The sequence below is a fragment of the Kitasatospora sp. NPDC058115 genome, assembly GCF_042884635.1.
Lineage (GTDB): Bacteria > Actinomycetota > Actinomycetes > Streptomycetales > Streptomycetaceae > Kitasatospora.
This window is the reverse complement of sequence record NZ_JBHVTL010000004.1, coordinates 1-18383: the sequence shown is the minus strand read 5'-3', so window position 1 is coordinate 18383 and position 18383 is coordinate 1. Positions and strand designations below refer to the sequence as shown.

At 74.2% G+C, this 18383-nt stretch carries 16 protein-coding genes; 3 read left to right on the top strand and 13 right to left on the bottom strand.

What is annotated here, in order from left to right:
- Positions 1–35: 35 nt before the first annotated feature.
- The 9 genes from ACFVVL_RS05125 to ACFVVL_RS05085 are packed head-to-tail and all read right to left on the bottom strand — an operon-like array spanning position 36 to position 8505.
- Complete coding sequence (locus tag ACFVVL_RS05125) at positions 36–1592, bottom strand: NuoM family protein (RefSeq protein ID WP_380288242.1); 1557 nt, start codon at positions 1590–1592, stop codon at positions 36–38.
- A gap of 53 nt (positions 1593–1645) precedes the next feature.
- Positions 1646–3667 carry an NADH-quinone oxidoreductase subunit L gene (locus ACFVVL_RS05120; RefSeq protein ID WP_387671452.1) on the bottom strand — a complete coding sequence of 674 codons (2022 nt, stop codon included), beginning with the start codon at positions 3665–3667 and terminating at the stop codon, positions 1646–1648.
- On the bottom strand, positions 3664–4041 hold the full coding sequence (gene nuoK / locus ACFVVL_RS05115) for an NADH-quinone oxidoreductase subunit NuoK (RefSeq protein WP_380288238.1): 378 nt from the start codon (positions 4039–4041) through the stop codon (positions 3664–3666). Before nuoK ends, ACFVVL_RS05120 begins: the two co-directional genes overlap by 4 nt.
- Positions 4041–4757, bottom strand: coding sequence for an NADH-quinone oxidoreductase subunit J (locus ACFVVL_RS05110; protein ID WP_387671450.1), 717 nt, complete (start codon positions 4755–4757; stop codon positions 4041–4043). Before ACFVVL_RS05110 ends, nuoK begins: the two co-directional genes overlap by 1 nt.
- On the bottom strand, positions 4754–5347 hold the full coding sequence (locus ACFVVL_RS05105) for a NuoI/complex I 23 kDa subunit family protein (protein ID WP_387671448.1): 594 nt from the start codon (positions 5345–5347) through the stop codon (positions 4754–4756). The genes ACFVVL_RS05110 and ACFVVL_RS05105 overlap by 4 nt, the downstream gene beginning before the upstream one ends.
- Positions 5344–6303, bottom strand: a complete 960-nt coding sequence (gene nuoH / locus ACFVVL_RS05100; protein WP_380288232.1) for an NADH-quinone oxidoreductase subunit NuoH — start codon at positions 6301–6303, stop codon at positions 5344–5346. Before nuoH ends, ACFVVL_RS05105 begins: the two co-directional genes overlap by 4 nt.
- Positions 6300–7388 carry an NADH-quinone oxidoreductase subunit C gene (locus tag ACFVVL_RS05095; RefSeq protein ID WP_387671446.1) on the bottom strand — a complete coding sequence of 363 codons (1089 nt, stop codon included), beginning with the start codon at positions 7386–7388 and terminating at the stop codon, positions 6300–6302. Before ACFVVL_RS05095 ends, nuoH begins: the two co-directional genes overlap by 4 nt.
- On the bottom strand, positions 7385–8098 hold the full coding sequence (locus tag ACFVVL_RS05090) for an NADH-quinone oxidoreductase subunit B (RefSeq protein ID WP_387671444.1): 714 nt from the start codon (positions 8096–8098) through the stop codon (positions 7385–7387). Before ACFVVL_RS05090 ends, ACFVVL_RS05095 begins: the two co-directional genes overlap by 4 nt.
- Entirely contained in the window at positions 8089–8505 is a 417-nt protein-coding gene (locus ACFVVL_RS05085) for an NADH-quinone oxidoreductase subunit A (RefSeq protein ID WP_380288226.1), read from the bottom strand. The genes ACFVVL_RS05090 and ACFVVL_RS05085 overlap by 10 nt, the downstream gene beginning before the upstream one ends.
- A gap of 300 nt (positions 8506–8805) precedes the next feature.
- Between ACFVVL_RS05085 and ACFVVL_RS05080 the strand changes: the two genes are divergently transcribed.
- The gene (locus tag ACFVVL_RS05080) at positions 8806–10029 is read left to right on the top strand and encodes a sensor histidine kinase (protein WP_380288224.1); all 1224 of its coding nucleotides are present in this window, start codon (positions 8806–8808) and stop codon (positions 10027–10029) included.
- A gap of 108 nt (positions 10030–10137) precedes the next feature.
- On the opposite strand, the gene ACFVVL_RS05075 is transcribed toward ACFVVL_RS05080, so the two are convergent.
- Positions 10138–11217 carry a S1C family serine protease gene (locus tag ACFVVL_RS05075; RefSeq protein WP_380288348.1) on the bottom strand — a complete coding sequence of 360 codons (1080 nt, stop codon included), beginning with the start codon at positions 11215–11217 and terminating at the stop codon, positions 10138–10140.
- 297 nt (positions 11218–11514) lie between these two features.
- On the opposite strand from ACFVVL_RS05075, the gene galE reads away from it, so the two are divergent.
- Complete coding sequence (gene galE / locus ACFVVL_RS05070; protein WP_380288222.1) at positions 11515–12498, top strand: UDP-glucose 4-epimerase GalE; 984 nt, start codon at positions 11515–11517, stop codon at positions 12496–12498.
- Between the two features lie 46 nt (positions 12499–12544).
- On the opposite strand, the gene ACFVVL_RS05065 is transcribed toward galE, so the two are convergent.
- Positions 12545–14878 (bottom strand): PQQ-binding-like beta-propeller repeat protein, encoded by a 2334-nt coding sequence (locus ACFVVL_RS05065; RefSeq protein WP_387671442.1) that lies wholly within the window; start codon positions 14876–14878, stop codon positions 12545–12547.
- A gap of 457 nt (positions 14879–15335) precedes the next feature.
- Between ACFVVL_RS05065 and ACFVVL_RS05060 the strand changes: the two genes are divergently transcribed.
- Positions 15336–15983, top strand: a complete 648-nt coding sequence (locus ACFVVL_RS05060; protein ID WP_266311629.1) for a TetR family transcriptional regulator — start codon at positions 15336–15338, stop codon at positions 15981–15983.
- 241 nt (positions 15984–16224) lie between these two features.
- Here the strand turns inward: ACFVVL_RS05060 and ACFVVL_RS05055 are convergent, their stop codons facing one another.
- Both ACFVVL_RS05055 and ACFVVL_RS05050 read right to left on the bottom strand, forming a co-directional pair.
- The gene (locus ACFVVL_RS05055; RefSeq protein ID WP_387671440.1) at positions 16225–17169 is read right to left on the bottom strand and encodes a beta-ketoacyl-ACP synthase III; all 945 of its coding nucleotides are present in this window, start codon (positions 17167–17169) and stop codon (positions 16225–16227) included.
- 163 nt (positions 17170–17332) lie between these two features.
- Positions 17333–18383: L,D-transpeptidase family protein (locus ACFVVL_RS05050; RefSeq protein ID WP_387671438.1), on the bottom strand; the 1051-nt coding region annotated here is incomplete at its 5' end.

Below are 18383 nucleotides of genomic sequence, written 5' to 3'. Positions count from 1 at the left end.
CGTGGAGTGAGGTCCGAGTGCGGTGCCGAGCATGATCAGCCACCCCCGAGGAGGTGTTTGACGGCGGGGTCGGAGAGGCCGAGCAGCAGCGCGGGCCAGAGACCGGCGAGCAGGGTGAGGGCGGCCAGCGGCGTCCAGCTGACGGCCTCGTACGGGCGCAGGTCGGCGAGCTCGGCCACCGGGGCGGGCTGCTTCGGGTCGCCCATGCAGACGCGCTTGACCACGATCAGCAGGTACGCGGCGGTGAGGAGGGTGCCGAGGCCGGCCAGGACCATGTAGGTGACGAACGCGGGGCGCGAGAGGCCGTCGGCCGGGTCGAACGCGCCGAACATCGCGAGCAGCTCGCCCCAGAAGCCGGCCAGCCCGGGCAGGCCGAGGCTGGCGACGGCGGCGAAGGCGAGCAGTGCGCCGAGCCGGGGTGCCCGTCCGTAGAGGGCGGCGCCGGTGGCGCCGGAGAGGGTGTCGAGGTCCGCCGTGCCGTAGCGGTCCTTGAGCGCCCCGACGACGAAGAACAGCAGGCCGGTGATCAGACCGTGGGCGATGTTGGCGAACAACGCCCCGTTGACGCCGACCGGCGTGAGGGAGGCGATGCCCAGCAGGACGAAGCCCATGTGGCCGACGGAGGAGTAGGCGATCAGGCGCTTGAGGTCGCCCTTGGCGCCGCGCCGCGCGAGCGCGAGGCAGGCCAGCGAGCCGTAGACGATGCCGACCGCGGCGAACGCGCCCAGGTAGGGGGCGAGCGTGGTGGTGCCGTCGGGGACGACCGGGAGGAGGACGCGGACCAGGCCGTAGGTGCCCATCTTCAGCAGCACGCCGGCGAGCAGCACGGAGCCGACCGTCGGGGCCGCCGTGTGCGCGTCCGGGAGCCAGCTGTGCAGCGGCCAGGCGGGGGCCTTGACCGCGAGCCCGATCATGATCGCCAGGGCGGCGATCACCTGGGTGGAGTGGCTCAGGCCGGAGCCGTGGGCGGCGGCGAGGGCCTGCATGTCGAAGGTGCCCGCCCGGACCCCGACCAGCAGGAAGCCGAGCAGCATCACGGCCGAGCCGAGCAGCGTGTAGAGGATGAACCGGTTGGCGGCCGGCACCTTCGCCCCGCTGCCCCAGCGGGCGATCAGGAAGTACATCGGGATCAGCACGATCTCGAAGGCCAGGAAGAAGAGCACGAGGTCCAGCACCGCGAAGGTGGCGAGCATGCCCACTTCGAGGAGGAGGAACAGCCCGGCGAAGGCCCGGGCCGAGGGCACCCCCTCGCCGGACGGCAGGCGCCGTTCGGAGTACAGCGCGCAGAGGAAGGTGAGCAGCGAGGTCAGGACGACCAGCGGCAGCGAGACGCCGTCCACGCCGAGGTGGAGGCGCACGCCGATCGCCGGGATCCAGGACACATCGGTGGTGGCCTGCATCCGGGCGGGCTCGTCGTGGTCGAAGCCCGCGGCCAGGACGACGGTGAGCACCAGCACGGCGCCGGTCACCACGGTGCTGAAGCGCAGCGCGCGGCGGTCGGCGGCGGCCGGGTCCGCGCCGAACACCGGGGCCAGGGTGAGCGCGGCGCCGAGCAGCGGCAGCACCAGGAGGGCGATGAGGACCGCGTTCATCGGGGGCTCCTGACGACCAGGGCGGCGGACGGGGAAGGGAGGTACGGCATCGGCTACACCGCCACCAGGACGGCCAGCAGGACGACGCCGGCGAGCAGCGCGCTGAGGTAGGTCTGCGCGTTGCCGGTCTGGGCGAGCCGCACCGCGCGGCCGAGCAGGCCCGCCCCGGCGCCGGCACCGCGCACGTACGTCTCCACGACCTCGCGGTCGAGGAAGCGGACGAGCCGGGCCGCGGCCTCGACCGGGCGGACGAACAGCGCGGCGTAGAGCCGGTCGACGCCGAAGCCGTGCCGGGCCGGGCCGAACAGCGGGCCGAGCAGGGCGCGGCCGGGATCGGCGACGACGGTCCCGTCGGCCGGGGCTCCGACCTGCCCGGGCACCCGGGCGGTGGCCGAGCGCCAGGCGCCGTAGGCCAGCAGTGCGCCGACCACGGCGAGGCCGGTCCCGATGACGGCGGTGACCGCGGAGGGCCGCAGCGAGCCGCCGTCCAGCAGCGCGGGCAGCCAGTCCGAGCGCAGGCCGGCGACGCCGAAGCCGATGGTCGGCACCGCCAGCACCCACAGCGGCCAGCGCATCGCGGGCGGCTCGGCGACGGCCGGGTCGGCCTCGTCCAGCTCGGGCGAGTACGGGGCGCCGGCCTCGTGGTCGCCGACGACCGTGCCCCGGTCCTCGGCGGGCAGCACCGCGGGCGCCGCCGCGGCCGCGCCCGCCGGGCTGTGGAAGGCCACCAGGAACAGCCGGGCCGCGTACGCCGCCGTGAGCAGCGCGGTGAGTCCGGCCGAGATCAGCACGATCCAGCCGGCCGCCTGCGGCACAGCCGAGGCGGGGCCGAGGCCGTTGGTCAGCGCCTCGCCGTTGGCGGCGTGCTCGGCGGCGGTCAGCACCGCCTCCTTGCTGAAGAAGCCGGCGAACGGCGGCAGGCCGACCAGGGCGACCAGCGCGATGCCCATCGTCCAGTAGGCGTCCGGGACGCGCTTGCGCAGCCCGGGCATCCGGGACATCGCGGAGATCGAGTTGGTGTGCGCGGCGTGGATCACCACACCGGCCGCGAGGAACAGCAGCGCCTTGAACGCGCCGTGGCTGACCAGGTGGAAGACCGAGGCCTGGCGGTCGCCGCCGGCCAGCGCGCCGGCCATGTAGCCGAGCTGGCCGACGGTCGAGTAGGCGAGCACCCGTTTGAGGTCGTCCTGGGCGAGCGCGCAGAGCGCCGAGCCGATCATCGTCACGGCGGCCATCACCGCCAGCACGACCAGCGCCGCGCCGGAGAGCAGGAAGACCGGCAGCAGCCGGGCCACCAGGTAGATGCTGGCCGCGACCATGGTGGCGGCGTGGATCAGCGCGGAGACCGGCGTCGGACCGGCCATCGCGTCGGGGAGCCAGGTGTGCAGCGGGAACTGCGCGCTCTTGCCGGCCACACCGGCCAGCAGCAGCAGCGCGACCAGCGTCGGGTGGCCGAGCCGCCCCTCGGTGGCGGCCCGCAGCACGTCCTCGATCCGGAAGCTCCCGGCGTCGGCGCCGAGCAGGAAGACGCCGAACAGGAACGGCACATCGCCGAGCTTGGTGACCAGGAAGGCCTTCAGCGAGGCGGAGCGGGCGTCCTCGGTCTCCCAGTGGTGGCCGATCAGGAAGTACGAGCAGATGCCCATGACCTCCCAGCCGACCAGCAGCACGACGAGGTCGCCGGAGTAGACGACCAGGAACATCGCCGCCGTGAACAGCGAGACCAGCGCCGCGTACGAGGGGTAGCGCGGGTCGTCCTTGAGGTACGCGGTCGAGTAGACCTGCACACAGGTGGCGACCAGGCCGACCAGCACCGAGATCAGCGAGCTGAAGCCGTCCAGGTGGATCGCGAGCGCGATGTCCGGCCCGCCGGTCGGGGTGAGCCGGGTGGCGGCGTCCAGCGCCTGGCCGCTGCCGAGCTGGATCGCGACGACCAGGGCGAGCACCGCCGAGACGGCGACCGGGACGATCGCCAGCGGCCGGGCGAGGCCGGGCGCGCGCTTGCCGGTGGCCAGGGTGGCCGCCGCGCCGAGCGCGGGCAGCGCGGGGACGAGGGCGGGCAGGGCGAGGTTCATGCGGTGGCCCGGCCCTTCAGCGCCTCGGCTCCGGCCGGCGCCGGCCCGGTGTCGGCGGTGGACTCGGCCGGATCGCCGAGCGCGGTGACCCGGTCGATGTCCGCGGTGCCCCGGGCCCGGAACAGCAGCAGGACGATGGCGAGTCCGAGGCCGATCTCGGCGGCGGCGACGGTGATGGTGAACAGGGTCAGCGCCTGCCCGGCGTGCAGCGAGTCGCGCAGCCAGGCGTCGAAGGCGACGAGGTTGAGGTTGACGGCGTTGAGCATCAGCTCGACGGACATCAGCACCAGGACGACGTTGCGCCGGGCGAGCACGCCGTAGACGCCGACGCTGAACAGCAGCGCGGCGAGGACGACGGGGTAGGCGAGGTGCATCAGCCCTCCTGCTCGGTGGTGGTCGGAGCAGTCGCGGGCCCGGCCTCGGGGGCGGCGACGGGCGCGGGCGGCGCGCTCTGCGCGACCGTCCCGTTGGAGCCCACCGGCCGTCCGGCCCGGATCCGTCCGGCCCGCGGCGCCGGGACCTTCCGCCGGTCGCCGCGCGAGAGCACGATCGCGCCGACCAGCGCGGCCAGCAGCAGCACCGAGAGCGCCTCGAAGGGCAGCACCCAGGTCCGGAACAGGCTCGCGCCGGTCACCGAGGCGGAGCCGCCGCCCGCGCCGAGGTCGATCCAGGAGGTCCGGAAGGCGTCCACGACCAGCGTCACCAGCGTGCCGGCCGAGGCCAGCGCGACCACCAGGGCGACCCAGCGGTTCTTGGAGTCGGCGTCCGGCGAGCGCCCGATCGGCGCCTTGGTGAGCATCAGCCCGAACAGCACCAGGACGACCACCGAGCCGAGGTAGATCAGCACCTGCACCCAGGCGATGAACTCGGCGGTGAGCAGCAGGAACTCCACCGCCAGACCGCCGAGCGCGACGACCAGCCAGAGCGCGGCGTGCACCAGCTGCTTGGTGGTGACGGCGACCAGGGCCGAGCCGAGCACGGCGATGCCGACCAGCAGGAAGACGATCTCCACCCCGGTCGGGGAGAGGAACGAGCGCGCGGCCGGGTCCAGCGACCCGGTCGCGGCGAGCAGGGTGGCTGCGCCCTTCACGCGTCACCACCGCCCTCGGGCGCATCCGGCGCCGCCGACGCTTCGGCGGCCTCGGCGGCCGCCTTGGCCGCGGCGGCCACCAGCTTGTCGGCGGCCTTGCGCGCGGTGGCGATCTCCTTGGGCTCCTCGGCCGCCGGGTCCAGCGCCGGCGGCACCGGCACCGTCCACATCCACTCCCGCAGCCGGTCCCGCTCGTGGGTCAGCTCCAGGATGTCGGTCTCCGCGTACTCGAACTCGGGCGACCAGAACAGCGCGTCGAACGGACACACCTCGATGCAGATCCCGCAGTACATGCAGAGCGAGAAGTCGATGGCGAACCGGTCGAGCACATTGCGGGTGCGGGCGCGCGCGTTCGGGTCGGCGGCCGGCAGCGTCTCCTTGTGGGAGTCGATGTAGATGCACCAGTCCGGGCACTCACGGGCGCAGAGCATGCAGACCGTGCAGTTCTCCTCCAGCAGCGCGATCACACCGCGCGAGCGCGGCGGAAGGCTCGGCTGGACGTCGGGGTACTGCGCGGTGACGCTCTTCCTCGTCATCGTCCGCAGGGTGACGGCCAGGCCCTTGGCCAGGCCCGCTCCGGGGAAACTCATGAGATCGCCACCTTGATGATGCCGGTGAGGGCCAGCTGGACGAGGGCGAGCGGGATCAGCACGGTCCACGCGAAGCGCATCAGCTGGTCCTCACGCAGCCGGGGGTAGGTGACCCGGAGCCAGATCACCACGAAGGCCAGCGCGAAGGTCTTCAGCAGGGTCCACAGCCAGCCGAGCTGGTCCGGAAGCGGTCCGTGCCAGCCGCCGAGGAACAGCACCGCGGTCAGCGCGGAGACCACCAGGATGCCCGCGTACTCGGAGAGCAGGAACAGCGCGAAGCGCAGACCGGTGTACTCGGTGTACGCGCCGAAGATGATCTCGGAGTCGGCGACCGGCATGTCGAACGGCGGGCGCTGCAGCTCGGCCAGGCCGGCCGTGAAGAACACGAAGCCACCGATCAGCTGCCACGGGATCCAGTACCACTCCCAGGCGTCCATGATCCCGGGCAGCGAGAGCGTCCCGGCGGCCATCGCCACGGAGGCGGCGGCGAGCACCATCGGCAGTTCGTAGGACATCAGCTGCGCGGCCGTCCGCAGACCGCCGAGCAGCGAGAACTTGTTGGCCGAGGCCCAGCCGGCCATCAGCTTGCCGATCACGCCGACGCCCATGACGGCCAGCACGAAGAACAGGCCGGCGTCCACCGCCTGCCCGACGAAACCGCCCGGTCCGACCGGGATCGCCAGCAGCACCAGCAGGTACGGCAGCAGCGAGACGGCGGGCGCCAGCTGGAAGATCCGCCGGTCCGCGCCGGCCGGGACGATGTCCTCCTTCTGCGCGAACTTCACGCCGTCCGCGATCAGCTGCGCCCAGCCGTGGAAGCCACCGGCGTACATCGGGCCCAGGCGGCCCTGCATGTGCGCCATCACCTTGTGCTCGGTCTGGCCGATGACCAGGGGGAGGACGAGGAAGACGACCAGTGTGGCGACGCAGCGCAGCACCGTGTCGAACAGGTTCACGCGCCGTCTCCGTCCTGGCCGGCCGACTCGGCCGGCGGCGTCTCGCTCGTCTTCTCCTCGGCGGCCGGCCGCTCCGCGGCGGGTTCCTCGGCGGCGGGCCGTTCCGCGACCGGCTCCTCGGCGGCCGGCTTCGCGGGCTCGTCGTGCGCCGGCACCGGGTTGTGCCACGGTGCGTCGGAGGACTGCGTGCGGGCCGGGGCCGGCGCCGGGGCGTCCTCGCCGGGTGCCTGGCTCACCGACCCCTCGGAGACCGAACGCGTCCGGCGCGGCCGGTCCGCCCGCACCGCGGGCCTCTCCTCCGCGGCGGCCGCCGCTGCGGGCGCCTCGGCGGGCGTCTCGCCGGCCGTCTGGCTCGCCGACCCCTCGGAGACCGAACGCGTCCGGCGCGGCCGGTCCGCCCGCACCGCGGCGGTGCCCTCGGCACCGGCCGCACCCGCCGCACCCGCGGCGGCCGCCCGCGGCGTCCGGGCCGCGCCGGCGGCCCGGGCCCCGCGGGCCGGCCGCTCGGCGACCGGCGGCAGGGTGCCCTTCAGCGGTCCCCACTCGTTCGGGTCCGGCACGCCGGCCGGCTGCATCTTGCGCCGCGCCGGCCCGTCGCCGTGGTCGGACTCGCCAGGCTCCTTGGCTCCCGGCCAGGCCTTGGCGACCCGCGCCGCGAGCACGAACTCCTTGCGCAGCGGGTGCCCCTCGAAGCCGTCCGGCAGCAGCAGGGTGACCAGGTGGGGGTGCCCGGGGAAGTCGATGCCGAACATCTCGTGCGTCTCGCGCTCGTGCCAGGCGGCCCCGGCGTACACCGTGACGGCGCTCGGCAGCGCGGCCGCGTCGCGCGGCACCCGGGTGCGCAGCGCCAGGTGGCGCACGCCCGGGGCGTCGACCGCGGCGAGGTGGGCGACCACCGAGAAGCCGTCGGCGAGCTCGTCGACGGCGCTGAGCCAGTCGAAGAAGGTGAGGCCCAGGGTGTCCCGGGCGGCGGTGAGCGCCTCGGTCCAGTGCTCCGCCGGCACGTCGACGGTGATCAGCCCGTACGCCTCGGCGCCGGTCGCCCACTCCCCGACCGACGCCGCGTACTGCTCGGCCGTGGTCACGAGACCCCTCCCTCGACGGAACCGGAACCGGCGGCACCGGCGGCATCGGCCCCCGCACCGGCACCGGCGGCACCGCCACCGGCCGCACCGGGCCCGGCCACCGGCGGACGCCGCAGCGCCGCAGCGGGCGCGGTGTAGCGGCCGGGCAGCGACTCGGCGGCGATCTTCTCCTGGAGCTTGAGGATGCCCTGGAGCAGCGCCTCCGGGCGCGGCGGGCACCCGGGCACGTAGACGTCGACCGGGATGATCTGGTCGACGCCCTTGGTCACCGAGTAGGAGTCCCAGTAGGGCCCGCCCGAGTTCGAGCAGGCGCCGAAGGAGATGACGTACTTCGGCTCGGGCATCTGCTCGTAGAGCCGCTTGACGGCGGGCGCCATCTTGTCGGTCACCGTCCCCGAGACGATCATCAGATCGGCCTGCCGGGGACCCGGCGCGAACGGGATCACGCCCATCCGGATGAAGTCGTGTTTGGCCATCGAGGCCGCGATGAACTCGATCGCGCAGCAGGCCAGGCCGAAGTTGAAGCACCAGAGGCTGTAGCGGCGTCCCCAGTTGAGGACGACCTTCACCGGGTCCGGGGCCAGCCGGGCCAGCGGGCCGATGCTCCGCCGCTCGACGGCGGCACCGGGGCGCGACGGGTCCGGCACGCCCAGCGGAACCGGGCCGCCGGAGGCGTCGTGCCCGTGCGAGTGGGTGTGCGTCACGTCCATTCCAGAACGCCCTTCTTCCAGGCGTAGAGCAGTCCGACCGCGAGGAAACCGATGAAGACGAACATCTCGACCAGCGTCCCGGCGCCGTACCCGGCGGAGGCGAAGACGGTCGCCCACGGGAACAGGTAGATCGCGTCGACCGCGAAGATCACGTACAGGAAGGCGTAGACGTAGTAGCGGATCTGGGTGTGGGCCCAGTCCTCCCCCACCGGGTCCACGCCGCACTCGTAGGCGAGGAGCTTCTCCGGCGAGTACACCACCGGCCGCAGCAGGCGGTTCGCGGTGAACGCCACCGTCACGAAGAGCACGCCGACGACGGCGAGCAGGCCCATCGCGGCGTACGCGTCGAAGTAGCCGCTGCCGGCCGCCGGGTCGGCCGCGACCGAAGCCGCCCGCTGCCCCACCATGCCCTCGCCTCCACATCGGCCGCGGAACCCGCCCTCGGGCCGGTTCTACGACGTTCCTTTACACGCTCATAACCATCGCCAGTGCGTGAGTCTAAGTGCACGGCATGGGTACCCCGCATCCTGCCCGATCCGCAAGACACCCGGTGGACAGCCGGTGGACACCGCACGCCCCGCCGGAGGCACCCCGGGCGGGGTGGGGATAACCCCCGCCCGGGGAGACGTATCACCCCCATGGCCCCACCCGCCCCCGACCGGCCAAGCTAGGAGCACAGCCTGACCGGAGAAGGACGGTAGACCGAGATGACGCGAACGGACGGCACGGCCGAGGGCGCCGGCCAGGAGCCGGCGACGGCCGCCGGGCCCACCCCGCTGTACGGCGCCCGGATGTGGCGGCAGGTCGGGCAGCTGCTGCTGAACCTGCCGCTCGGGATCGCCGGCTTCCTCTTCACGATCGCGACACTGTCGATCGGCCTCGCCCTGTCGATCACCGTGATCGGCCTGCCGCTGCTCGCCGCCGGACTGGCGGGCTGCCGGTCGATGGGCGGCTTCGCGCGCGGCCGGGCCCGGGCGCTGTACGGCTCCGAGGTGCCCGAGCCGGAGCCGGTGCAGCGCCGCCGGCCGGGCATCACCGGCTACGCGATCGCCCACCTGACCGACGCGCTGTCCTGGCGCTCGGCCCTCTACAACGTGCTGATGCTGCCCTGGGGCGTGCTGAGCTTCGCGCTGACCCTGGTCTTCGTGCTGGTCGGCTGGCCGCTGCTGCCGTGGGCGGTCCGCGCCCAGTCGGCGGTGGACCGGATGCTGGTGGAGACCCTGCTGTACCCGGGCGCCCTGTCCGAGCGGGTCCGCGAGCTGGAGGACGACCGCGGCACCGTGGTCGACACCGCCGCCGCCGACCTGCGCCGGATCGAGCGCGACCTGCACGACGGCGCCCAGGCCCGGCTGGTGGCGCTGGCGATGGACCTCGGCATGGCCAAGGAGCGGCTGCAGGAGACCGAGACCCCGGAGGACGTGGCGGTCGCCGCGAAGATGGTCGACAACGCCCACGGCGAGGTGAAGCTGGCCCTCCAGGAGCTGCGCGACCTGGCCCGGGGCATCCACCCGGCGGTGCTCACCGACCGCGGCCTGGACGCGGCGCTCTCCTCGGTGGCGGCGCGCTGCACGGTGCCGGAGGGGGTCAAGGTGCACGTCGACCTGAAGGCCCGGGACGGCAGCACCGACCGGCCGGACTCGGCGGTGGAGGGCATCGCCTACTTCACGGTCAGCGAGCTGCTGACCAACATCTCCAAGCACTCCGGCGCCCGCTCCGCCACGGTGGACGTCTGGCGGGCCGACGAGCAGCTGATGCTGCTGGTCCAGGACAACGGCAGGGGCGGCGCGGCCCCCTACCCGGGCAGCGGGCTGGCCGGGCTGGCCGAGCGGATCCGCGCGGTGGACGGGGTGTTCCTGGTGGAGAGCCCGGACGGCGGACCGACCACGGTGACCGTCGAGCTCCCCTGGCGGACCCGCGCCGCCCGCCGCTGACGCCGGCGCGGCCCCCGCGCCGACGACCCCCCGGGCCCGGACGGCGGGCGGCCCCGCGGAACCCTTGCGCGGTTGTGCGGGCCGCCCGCCGTCCGGGGGCTGGTGGGGTCAGGGCGTCTCCAGGGTGCCGAGGGTGACGTCGGCGCTCCTGCTCCGGCCGTCCCGGGTGTAGGTGACGGTCACCTTGCTGCCCGGCGCGAGCGAGGCCAGCGCGGTGGTGAGCGAGTTCAGCGAGTCGACCGGGGTGTCGCCGATCCTGGTGATCACGTCCCCGACCTGGAGGCCCGCCGAACCGGCCGGTCCGTCCGGCGCGACGGCCACCACCACGGCGCCGGCCGGACGGAAGTTCTGGTCGAAGTAGGTCCGGGCGGTGATCCCGAGGGCGGCCCGGCCGGAGTTGGTGACCTTGCCCTCCTTGATCAGCTGGTCGGCGATGCTGGTCACGGTGGACGCCGGGATGGCGAAGCCGATGCCCGGGGCGGCGGCGCCGTTGGACTCCGGCTCGGTGGCGGCCAGCGTGTTGATGCCGATCACCTGGCTGTCCAGGTTCACCAGCGCGCCGCCGCTGTTGCCGGGGTTGATCGCGGCCGAGGTCTGCACCATGTTGCCGATCACGGCGCCCGGCGAGCCCTGGGTGCCCGGCTCGGAGACGGTCCGGCCGGTGGCCGACACGATGCCCTGGGTGACGCTGCTGGAGAGCCCGAGCGGGCTGCCCATGGCGAGGGTGATCTGGCCGAGCTCGACCTTGGTGGAGTCCCCGAAGGCGGCCGGCTTGAGGCCGTCCGGCGGGCTGCTCAGCTTGATCACCGCGAGGTCGGAGTCCGGGTAGCTGGCGACCAGGGTGGCGTCCAGCGGCTTGGTGCTGCCGGCCAGGGTGACGGTGAAGGTGGTGGCGGTGCCGACCACGTGGGCGTTGGTGACGATGTCGCCCTTGTCGTCGTAGACGATCCCGGAGCCGAGGCCGCTGCCGGTGGTGATCTGCACCACCGAGGGCAGCACGTCCCCGATCACCCGCTGGTAGTCGGACTGGAGCTGGTTGGCCCCGCCCGGCTGGGAGGGGCTGCCGGTGGCCGCGGCGGTGACGGCCGGGGAGCCGCTCTGCGGCGAGGAGGAGTCCGAGGACGACCCGCTGCTGCACCCGGCCAGTGCGAGTGCGGTCAGCACGGCGAGGGTCCCCGGCGCGAGCAGCCGCGCGCCGGACGTCCCGGGCCCGGTCGGGCGCGGTCCGGCCGGGATCGGACGGGTGGGCTCCTTCGTGCGGTTCACCGTGACGGCCTCCGGGTTCCTCAGCGCGCGGCCGCGGAGGGCCGCCCGAACGCGACGCAGAGATATTTGTCAGCATTTCACCGAAATGTCCGGGTTCCCGGCTCCGACGCGCCCACGGCACCACCGCGAAATCCCCACGCCCCCAGGGCCCGTCCTCGAACTCCCACCCGCCCTCCGGGCGGACGACGGGAGTTCGAGGACGGGCCCTAGGATTCGGCCATGACTTGGTTGATCACCGGCGGTGCCGGATACATCGGCGGGCACGTCGTGCAGCAGCTCCTCGACGCGGGCGAGCGCGTGGCCGTCCTGGACGACCTGAGCACCGGAGACCGGACCCGGCTGCCCGAGGGGGTCGCCCTGGTCGAGGGGTCGACCCTGGACCGCGCCGCGCTGGACGCGGCCATCCGCGAGCACCGGGTGGAGGGCATCCTGCACTTCGCCGCCAAGAAGCAGGTGGGCGAGTCGGTCGAGCAGCCCTTCCTGTACTACCGGGAGAACATGATCGGCCTCCAGACCGTCCTGGAGGCCGCGGCCGAGGGCGGCGTGAAGCGCTTCCTCTTCTCCTCCTCCGCCGCCGTCTACGGCATGCCCGACGTCGACCTGGTCACCGAGTCGACCCCGTGCGCCCCGATGAGCCCGTACGGCGAGACCAAGCTGGCCGGCGAGTGGCTGGTGGCCGCGGCCGGCAAGGCCCACGGGATGTCCACCGTCGCCCTGCGCTACTTCAACGTGGCCGGCGCCGCCTCGCCGGAGCTCTCCGACGCCGGGGTGTTCAACCTGATCCCGATGGTCTTCGAGCGGCTCACCGCCGGCGAGGCCCCGCGGGTCTTCGGCGACGACTACCCCACCCCGGACGGCACCTGCGTCCGTGACTTCATCCACGTCTCCGACATCGCCTCGGCCCACGTGGCCGCGGCGAAGCGGCTGGCGGCCGACCCGGCCGGGGAGACCTCGCTGGTCCTCAACATCGGCCGCGGCGAGGGCGTCAGCGTCCGCGAGATGCTGGACGTGATCGGCAAGGTCACCGGGTACGACACCACCCCCGAGATCACCCCGCGCCGGGCCGGCGACCCGGCCCGGGTGGTCGCCTCGGCCGAGCTGATCGAGCGCGAGCTGGGCTGGACCGCCCGGCACGGCGTGGAGTCCATGGTCGCCTCGGCCTGGGAGGGCTGGTGCAGCCGCCACCCGGAGGCCCGGAAGTAGCGCGTCCGCGGCGGGAGCCCCGGGCTCCCGCCGCCCGCACCCCGGGTCAGTGCGAGGGCACCGCCGTGCCGTAGAAGGCGTCCAGCGCGTAGACGCAGCGGTCCTTGCTGCCGACGAAGACCTTCCCGCCGATCGCCACCGGTGAGCCGGTCAGCTCGCCCTTGGTGCCCAGCTCCCAGCGCAGCTGACCGCTGGCCAGGTCCACGGTGTGCAGCGAGTGGTCCCGGCTGCCCAGGTGGACCAGCCCGTCCGCGACCGCCGGGGAGCCGACGATCTCGCCGCGCGCGGTGTAGCGCCAGCGCTCCCGGCCGCTGCCCGCCTCGAACGCGTACAGCACCTCGCCGCTGCCGACCAGCACCATGCCGTCCCCGACCACCACCGGCTCGGCGCCCTGCCGGGTGCCGGTGACCGCGCGCCAGCGGTCCCGGCCGGTGGCCGCGTCCAACGCGTACACGGTGCCGAGGTAGTCGGCGACGTAGACCGCGTCGCCGTCCAGCGCCGGCGGGGTGAAGAGCACCACCGGGGCCTCGAAGCGCCAGCGCTCGGCCCCGCTCGCCGCGTCCAGCGCGTAGACCCGGGTGCCGGCCGTCACGTACAGCACGCCGGAGCGCTCGACCGGGCGGGAGGGCACGTCCTCGCCCACCGGGACCGACCAGCGCAGGCCCGCGCCGCGCGGGTCCACGCAGCGCAGCCGCCGTCCGCCGTAGTAGTACGCCGAGCCGCCCACCAGGGCGGGGCCGGACTGCGGGTTCTCGAAGTCCTGCTGGGCGTCGTCGGCGCGCCACAGCTCGGCCCCGGTGGCCGCCGAGCGCAGCTGGACGCCGCCGCCGCGGACACCGCAGCAGAGCACGCCCTCGGCCGCGTCCAGCGAGTACACCCAGCCGTCCAGCGAGTGCCGCCAGCGCTCGGTGCCGTCCGCGACGTCCACCGTGTACAGGTGCGGGCCGTCGGCCGCATGCACCCGGCCGGCGTCCACCGCGAGGGCCCAGGCGACGTCCCTGGTCTTGTAGCGGCGCTGCCCGGAGGCGATGTCCAGGGCGTGCACCTCGAAGCTGGAGACGAACAGGGTGCCGTCGGCGACCACCGGGGTGCCCCAGACCTCGTTGGACATCCGGAACCGCCACGGACGCCAGCGGGCGGCCCGGGCCGGGGGCGGGGTGATCCGCCGGACCCAGTCGGTCTCGGCGGGCGCCGCGCCCGGGCCGGCCTGCTCCGCGCGCGGCCCCGGCCCTATCCGGACCGAGGCGCCGGGCAGCCGCACCTCGTCGCCCTCCCCGGCGGCCGGCCGGCGGTGCCGGCTGGGGGCGGCCAGCTTCTCGGTGGCGGCCTCGGTGTCCGGTCCGGGGGGCCGGGTGTGCACCGGGCCGGCGGGCGGGGCGTGCCCGGCGACCGCCCGGGTGCGCGGGTCGTCCTGGGCCGGGTGCGGCGCCGGGTGCGGCTGCGGGACCGGCGGCGGAGCGGGCTGCGGCGGGACGGCCGGCGGCGGCTGGCGGCGGCCCCGCTTGTGCTCGATGAGGGCGAGCGCGTCGGGCGGCAGCCAGTCCCCGGCCTCGCCCGAGGCGTCGTCCCGGGAGAACAGGTGCGGGGCCAGCTCGGCCTGGATCTGCTCCGGGGTCGGCCGGTGCTCGGGCGCCGGCCGCATGCAGGCGCGCACCAGGTCGGCCAGCTCCACCGGCAGGCCGGAGAGGTCGGGCTGGTCGCGCAGCAGCTGGAAGACCGTCTCCACCGGGTTGGCGCCCCGGTACGGCGGGTGGCCGGTGGCACAGAAGACCAGCAGCGAGCCGAGCGAGAAGACGTCGCTGGCGCCGGTCACGCCCCGGCTGTCCCGGGCCTGCTCCGGCGACATGTACGCCGGGGTGCCGACCGCGACGTTGGTCATGGTGAGCCGGGTGCTGGAGACCCCGGCGGCGATGCCGAAGTCGATCACCCGGGGGCCGTCCTCGACCACCAGCACGTTGGACGGCTTGAGGTCGCGGTGGACCAGCCCGGCGGCGTGGATGGACTGCAGGGCCTCGGCGATGCCGGCCACCAGCCAGCGCACCGCCCCGACCGGCAGCGGCCCGCACTCGGTGACCAGGTCCTCCAGGGACGGCGCCGGGACGTACGCGGTGGCCAGCCAGGGCACCCGGGCGTCCGGGTCGGCGTCGACCACGGCCGCCGTGTAGAAGCCGCCGACCGTCTTGGCGGCCGCGATCTCCCGCGCGAAGCGGACCCGGAACAGCTCGTCCTCGGCCAGTTCCCCCCGGACCGTCTTGATCGCCACCCGCCGGCCGGCGGGCGATCGTGCCAGGTAGACCAGGCCCATGCCGCCCGCCCCGAGCCGCCCCAGCACCTCGAAGGGCCCGATCCGCCTCGGATCGTGCGCCGTCAGCTGGTCCACCCGCTGCCACCTCCCCGTCTTGTGCACCGCCCGCGGGTGCCGGACACCCGCCGCGTGGTGCCGGACCCGATTCTCCAATGCCGCCCGGTGCATCTCCAACCTCCCCCGCCCAGAGCGGTGTCCGCCCGGGGGGAGGCTCCACCGCCCGGTCAGCGGCTCCGGAACGGCCGGATTCTGACGTCCGCTCCGGCTCCGGCTTGCGCCCGACACGCCCGGGAGTACTGGGAGGGGCAGGTCACACCGCCGATCGGGTCGTCACGCTCCGTTACTCGATAACCCCTCAGCGAAGGGTTCGTCACCCTGTGGGGTCGCCGGTGCACGGGGGGGCGTCAAGAGGGGCCGCGGGGGCCGAATGAATATCCCTCGGAAGCCTCCCGGACGGCTATACCAACCCCCGGGCGGAGTAATTGTCACATCACCGAATCGCGCCAAGATCGGGCCACGGTAAGCTGACGGCATGACAGGACAAGTTCGCACCGTCGACGGTCGCGTCGCCGGGCGACGCGGACAGGAGACGCGGCAGAAGCTGCTCGACTGCCTCCGCGAGATGCTCAGCACGTCGCCCTATCGGGACGTCAAGGTCATCGACGTCGCCCGTATGGCGGGTACCTCCCCCGCGACCTTCTACCAGTACTTCCCGGATGTCGAGGGCGCCGTCCTCGAAATCGCCGAGGAAATGGCCAAGGACGCCGACACGCTCAAAGAGCTGGTGGCCGGAAAGTCCTGGGCAGGGAAGTCCGGCACGGCCACTTCGGAAGAACTGGTCGACGGATTCCTCGCCTTCTGGCGCAAGAACGACGCCATTCTCCGCGTGGTCACGCTCGGTGCCGCCGAAGGGGACAAGCGGTTCTTCAAGATCCGCATGACCGTCCTCAACGCGGTCGCCAAGCCGCTCACGGAGGCCGTCAAGGAACTCCAGGCGAAGGGCCAGGCCGACAAGTCGCTGGATCCGGCCGCCGTCGCCGGGTCGCTGGTCTCGCTGCTCGCCTCGGCGGCCGAGCACCAGAAGGCCTTCACCTCCTGGGGCGTCAAGGTCAAGGACCTCAAGCCCAACCTCGCTCCCCTGGTGTACCTGGGCGTCACCGGCAAGAAGGCGCCCAAGTAGACCGATCCGCTCCGACCCACCTTCCGCTTCGCGTGCGCCCCGGCCTCCTGTCCGGGGTACGACGGACGGCGGCCGTGTCCTCGGGGGAGGTCCGCCGGCGGTCCGCAGCGCGCCATGACACGCCTGTGGGCGGTCACCCACGTCGGGTGACCGCCCACAGGCATGCCGGGAGGCGGAGGGGCGGCCTAGGCCGTCCTCGGGCGCCCCGGGGGCCTCGGAGGCCCCAGGAGCGCCAGGAGCCTCAGGGGCAGCGGACGACCTGTCCGGCGTAGGCCAGGCCGCCGCCGAAGCCGAACAGCAGCACCGGGTCGCCGGGCGCCAGCTCGCCGCGCTCGACCAGCTTGGAGAAGGCCAGCGGCACGGAGGCCGCCGAGGTGTTGCCGGACTCCACGACGTCCCGGGCCACCACCGCGTCGGTGACCCCGAGCCTGGTCGCGATGGCGTCGATGATCCGCAGATTGGCCTGGTGCGGCACGAAGCCCTTCAGCTCGGAGGGGTCGATCCCGGCCCGCTCGCAGGCCTGGCGGGCCAGCGGGGCGATCTGGGTGGTCGCCCAACGGAACACCGACTGGCCCTGCTGGCTGATCACCGGGTCCCAGCCCGTGATCACCACGGCGTCGCCCTTCTCCGGCTCCGAGCCCCAGACCACCGGGCCGATCCCCGGCTCGGCGCCCTCCTCCTGGGCCTCGACCAGCGCCGCGCCGGCGCCGTCGCCGAAGATCACGCAGGTCGACCGGTCGGTCCAGTCGAGGGTGTCCGACATCCGCTCGGCGCCGATCACCAGGGCCGTCCGGGCCGCACCGGCGCGGATCGCGTGGTCCGCGGTGGCCAGCGCGTACGAGAAGCCCGAGCAGACCGTGTTGATGTCGTAGGCGGCCGGCGCCCGCACCCCGAGCCGGGCGGCGACGGCGGCGGCCGTGTTGGGGCTGCGTTCCACCGCGGTGCAGGTGGCGACCACGACCAGGTCGACCTCGGACGCCGACCGGCCGCTGTTGGCCAGCGCCTTCTGCGCCGCCTCGGCGGCGAGGTCGACGACGGTCTCGCCCTCCGCGATGTGCCGCGTCCGGATGCCCACCCGGCTGCGGATCCACTCGTCGTCGGTGTCGACCAGCTTGGCCAGGTCGTCGTTGGTGAGGACCTTGGGGGGCTGGTAGTGGCCGAGTGCCACGATGCGCGAACCGCTCATACTGCCAACTCAACCCGGTTACCCGCTGGTCAGCGGGTCGCGACCGGCTACAGGATCCACGCCGGGATGCTGTAGGAGGCCGACAAGGGGCGTTGCGGCAGACGGGTCGCCGACCGGCGCGCGGATGCGACGCGGACGGACGATTCCGCCCTCGCGGGGCCGGTCAGGCCGCCAGCGAGGCCGCGTCGCCCATCACGATCACCGGGCGGGCGGCCGGGTCGAGGGTGCGGATCAGTTGCGCCATCTTCTCCTCCGGGATGGAGACGCACCCGTGCGTCGGACCGCCGTGGTCGACGTGGATCCAGATCCCGCCGCCCTTGGTCGAGCCGTTCGGGCGGCGCGGGTCGAGCGGGGAGTTGCCGGGCACCCGGTTGTAGTTGATCGCGACGACGTAGTCGAAGGACCCGGCCAGCTGTTCGCCGGCGAAGCCTGTCCCGGAGACCACGAAGTTGGCGTCCTTGTCGTAGGGCAGCCGGCTGCCCGGGTCCGCCTTGCGGCCGCCGGCGTCGGTGAGCGAGAAGACGCCGATCGGGCTGCGCAGGTCGCCCTCGTTGTGGTCGGTGGTCCAGCCCTTGAACGCGTTGTGGCCCTGCCAGGTCTCGCCGGCCAGCCAGCGGCCGTCGGCGGTGCGGGTCCACAGCGTGACACCGGTCCGGTTGGTGTCCTTGCCCTCGCCGGTGGCCACCACGACCTGGGTGGTGTCGGCGGGTATCCGGCCGGTGAACGCGGCGCCGAGGCCGGGGATCGCCTCGACCGAGCCGTCGGCGCGGGCCTCGCTGCGGCCGGCGGCGGGGGTCTCGGCCTGCCGGGCGTCGGCGGCCCGGGCGGCCGGGGCGGCGGCCGGCGAGGCCTGGTCGGCCGCCGGCTGCGCGGCGGGGGCGAGGTCCGGGGTGGCGACGCCCTCGGGGCCGGGGCCGTCGGCGGTGGTCACCCCGGGCTTGGCGGCGTCCTGGCCGACGGTGTACCAGCCGGCGGCGGCCGCCAGCAGCAGGGCGGTGCCGGCCACGGCGGCGCGGCCGGTGCGCTTCTTCTTGGGCTTGCGCCGGTGGCCGCGGGCGGCCGCGCGCCCGCCCGCCGGGGCGGCCGCGGCCGGGGCGGCGGCGCTCCGCTGCCGGGGCAGCGGCGCCGGGGGCGGCGCGGGCCGGAACACCTGCACGCCCCGGTGCTCCTGCACCGGCCGGGCGTAGACGTCGTGCTCCGCCCGGTCCTGGAAG

Coding starts and splice junctions, on each gene's coding strand:
- ACFVVL_RS05125 (WP_380288242.1), bottom strand. CDS start 1,592: ATGAACGCGGTCCTCATCGCCCTCCTGGTGCTGCCGCTGCTCGGCGCC.
- ACFVVL_RS05120 (WP_387671452.1), bottom strand. CDS start 3,667: ATGAACCTCGCCCTGCCCGCCCTCGTCCCCGCGCTGCCCGCGCTCGGC.
- nuoK (WP_380288238.1), bottom strand. CDS start 4,041: ATGCACCTCGCCTACCCCGTCGTCCTCGCCGCGCTGCTGTTCAGCGTC.
- ACFVVL_RS05105 (WP_387671448.1), bottom strand. CDS start 5,347: ATGAGTTTCCCCGGAGCGGGCCTGGCCAAGGGCCTGGCCGTCACCCTG.
- ACFVVL_RS05090 (WP_387671444.1), bottom strand. CDS start 8,098: ATGGACGTGACGCACACCCACTCGCACGGGCACGACGCCTCCGGCGGC.
- ACFVVL_RS05085 (WP_380288226.1), bottom strand. CDS start 8,505: ATGGTGGGGCAGCGGGCGGCTTCGGTCGCGGCCGACCCGGCGGCCGGC.
- ACFVVL_RS05080 (WP_380288224.1), top strand. CDS start 8,806: ATGACGCGAACGGACGGCACGGCCGAGGGCGCCGGCCAGGAGCCGGCG.
- galE (WP_380288222.1), top strand. CDS start 11,515: ATGACTTGGTTGATCACCGGCGGTGCCGGATACATCGGCGGGCACGTC.
- ACFVVL_RS05060 (WP_266311629.1), top strand. CDS start 15,336: ATGACAGGACAAGTTCGCACCGTCGACGGTCGCGTCGCCGGGCGACGC.
- ACFVVL_RS05055 (WP_387671440.1), bottom strand. CDS start 17,169: ATGAGCGGTTCGCGCATCGTGGCACTCGGCCACTACCAGCCCCCCAAG.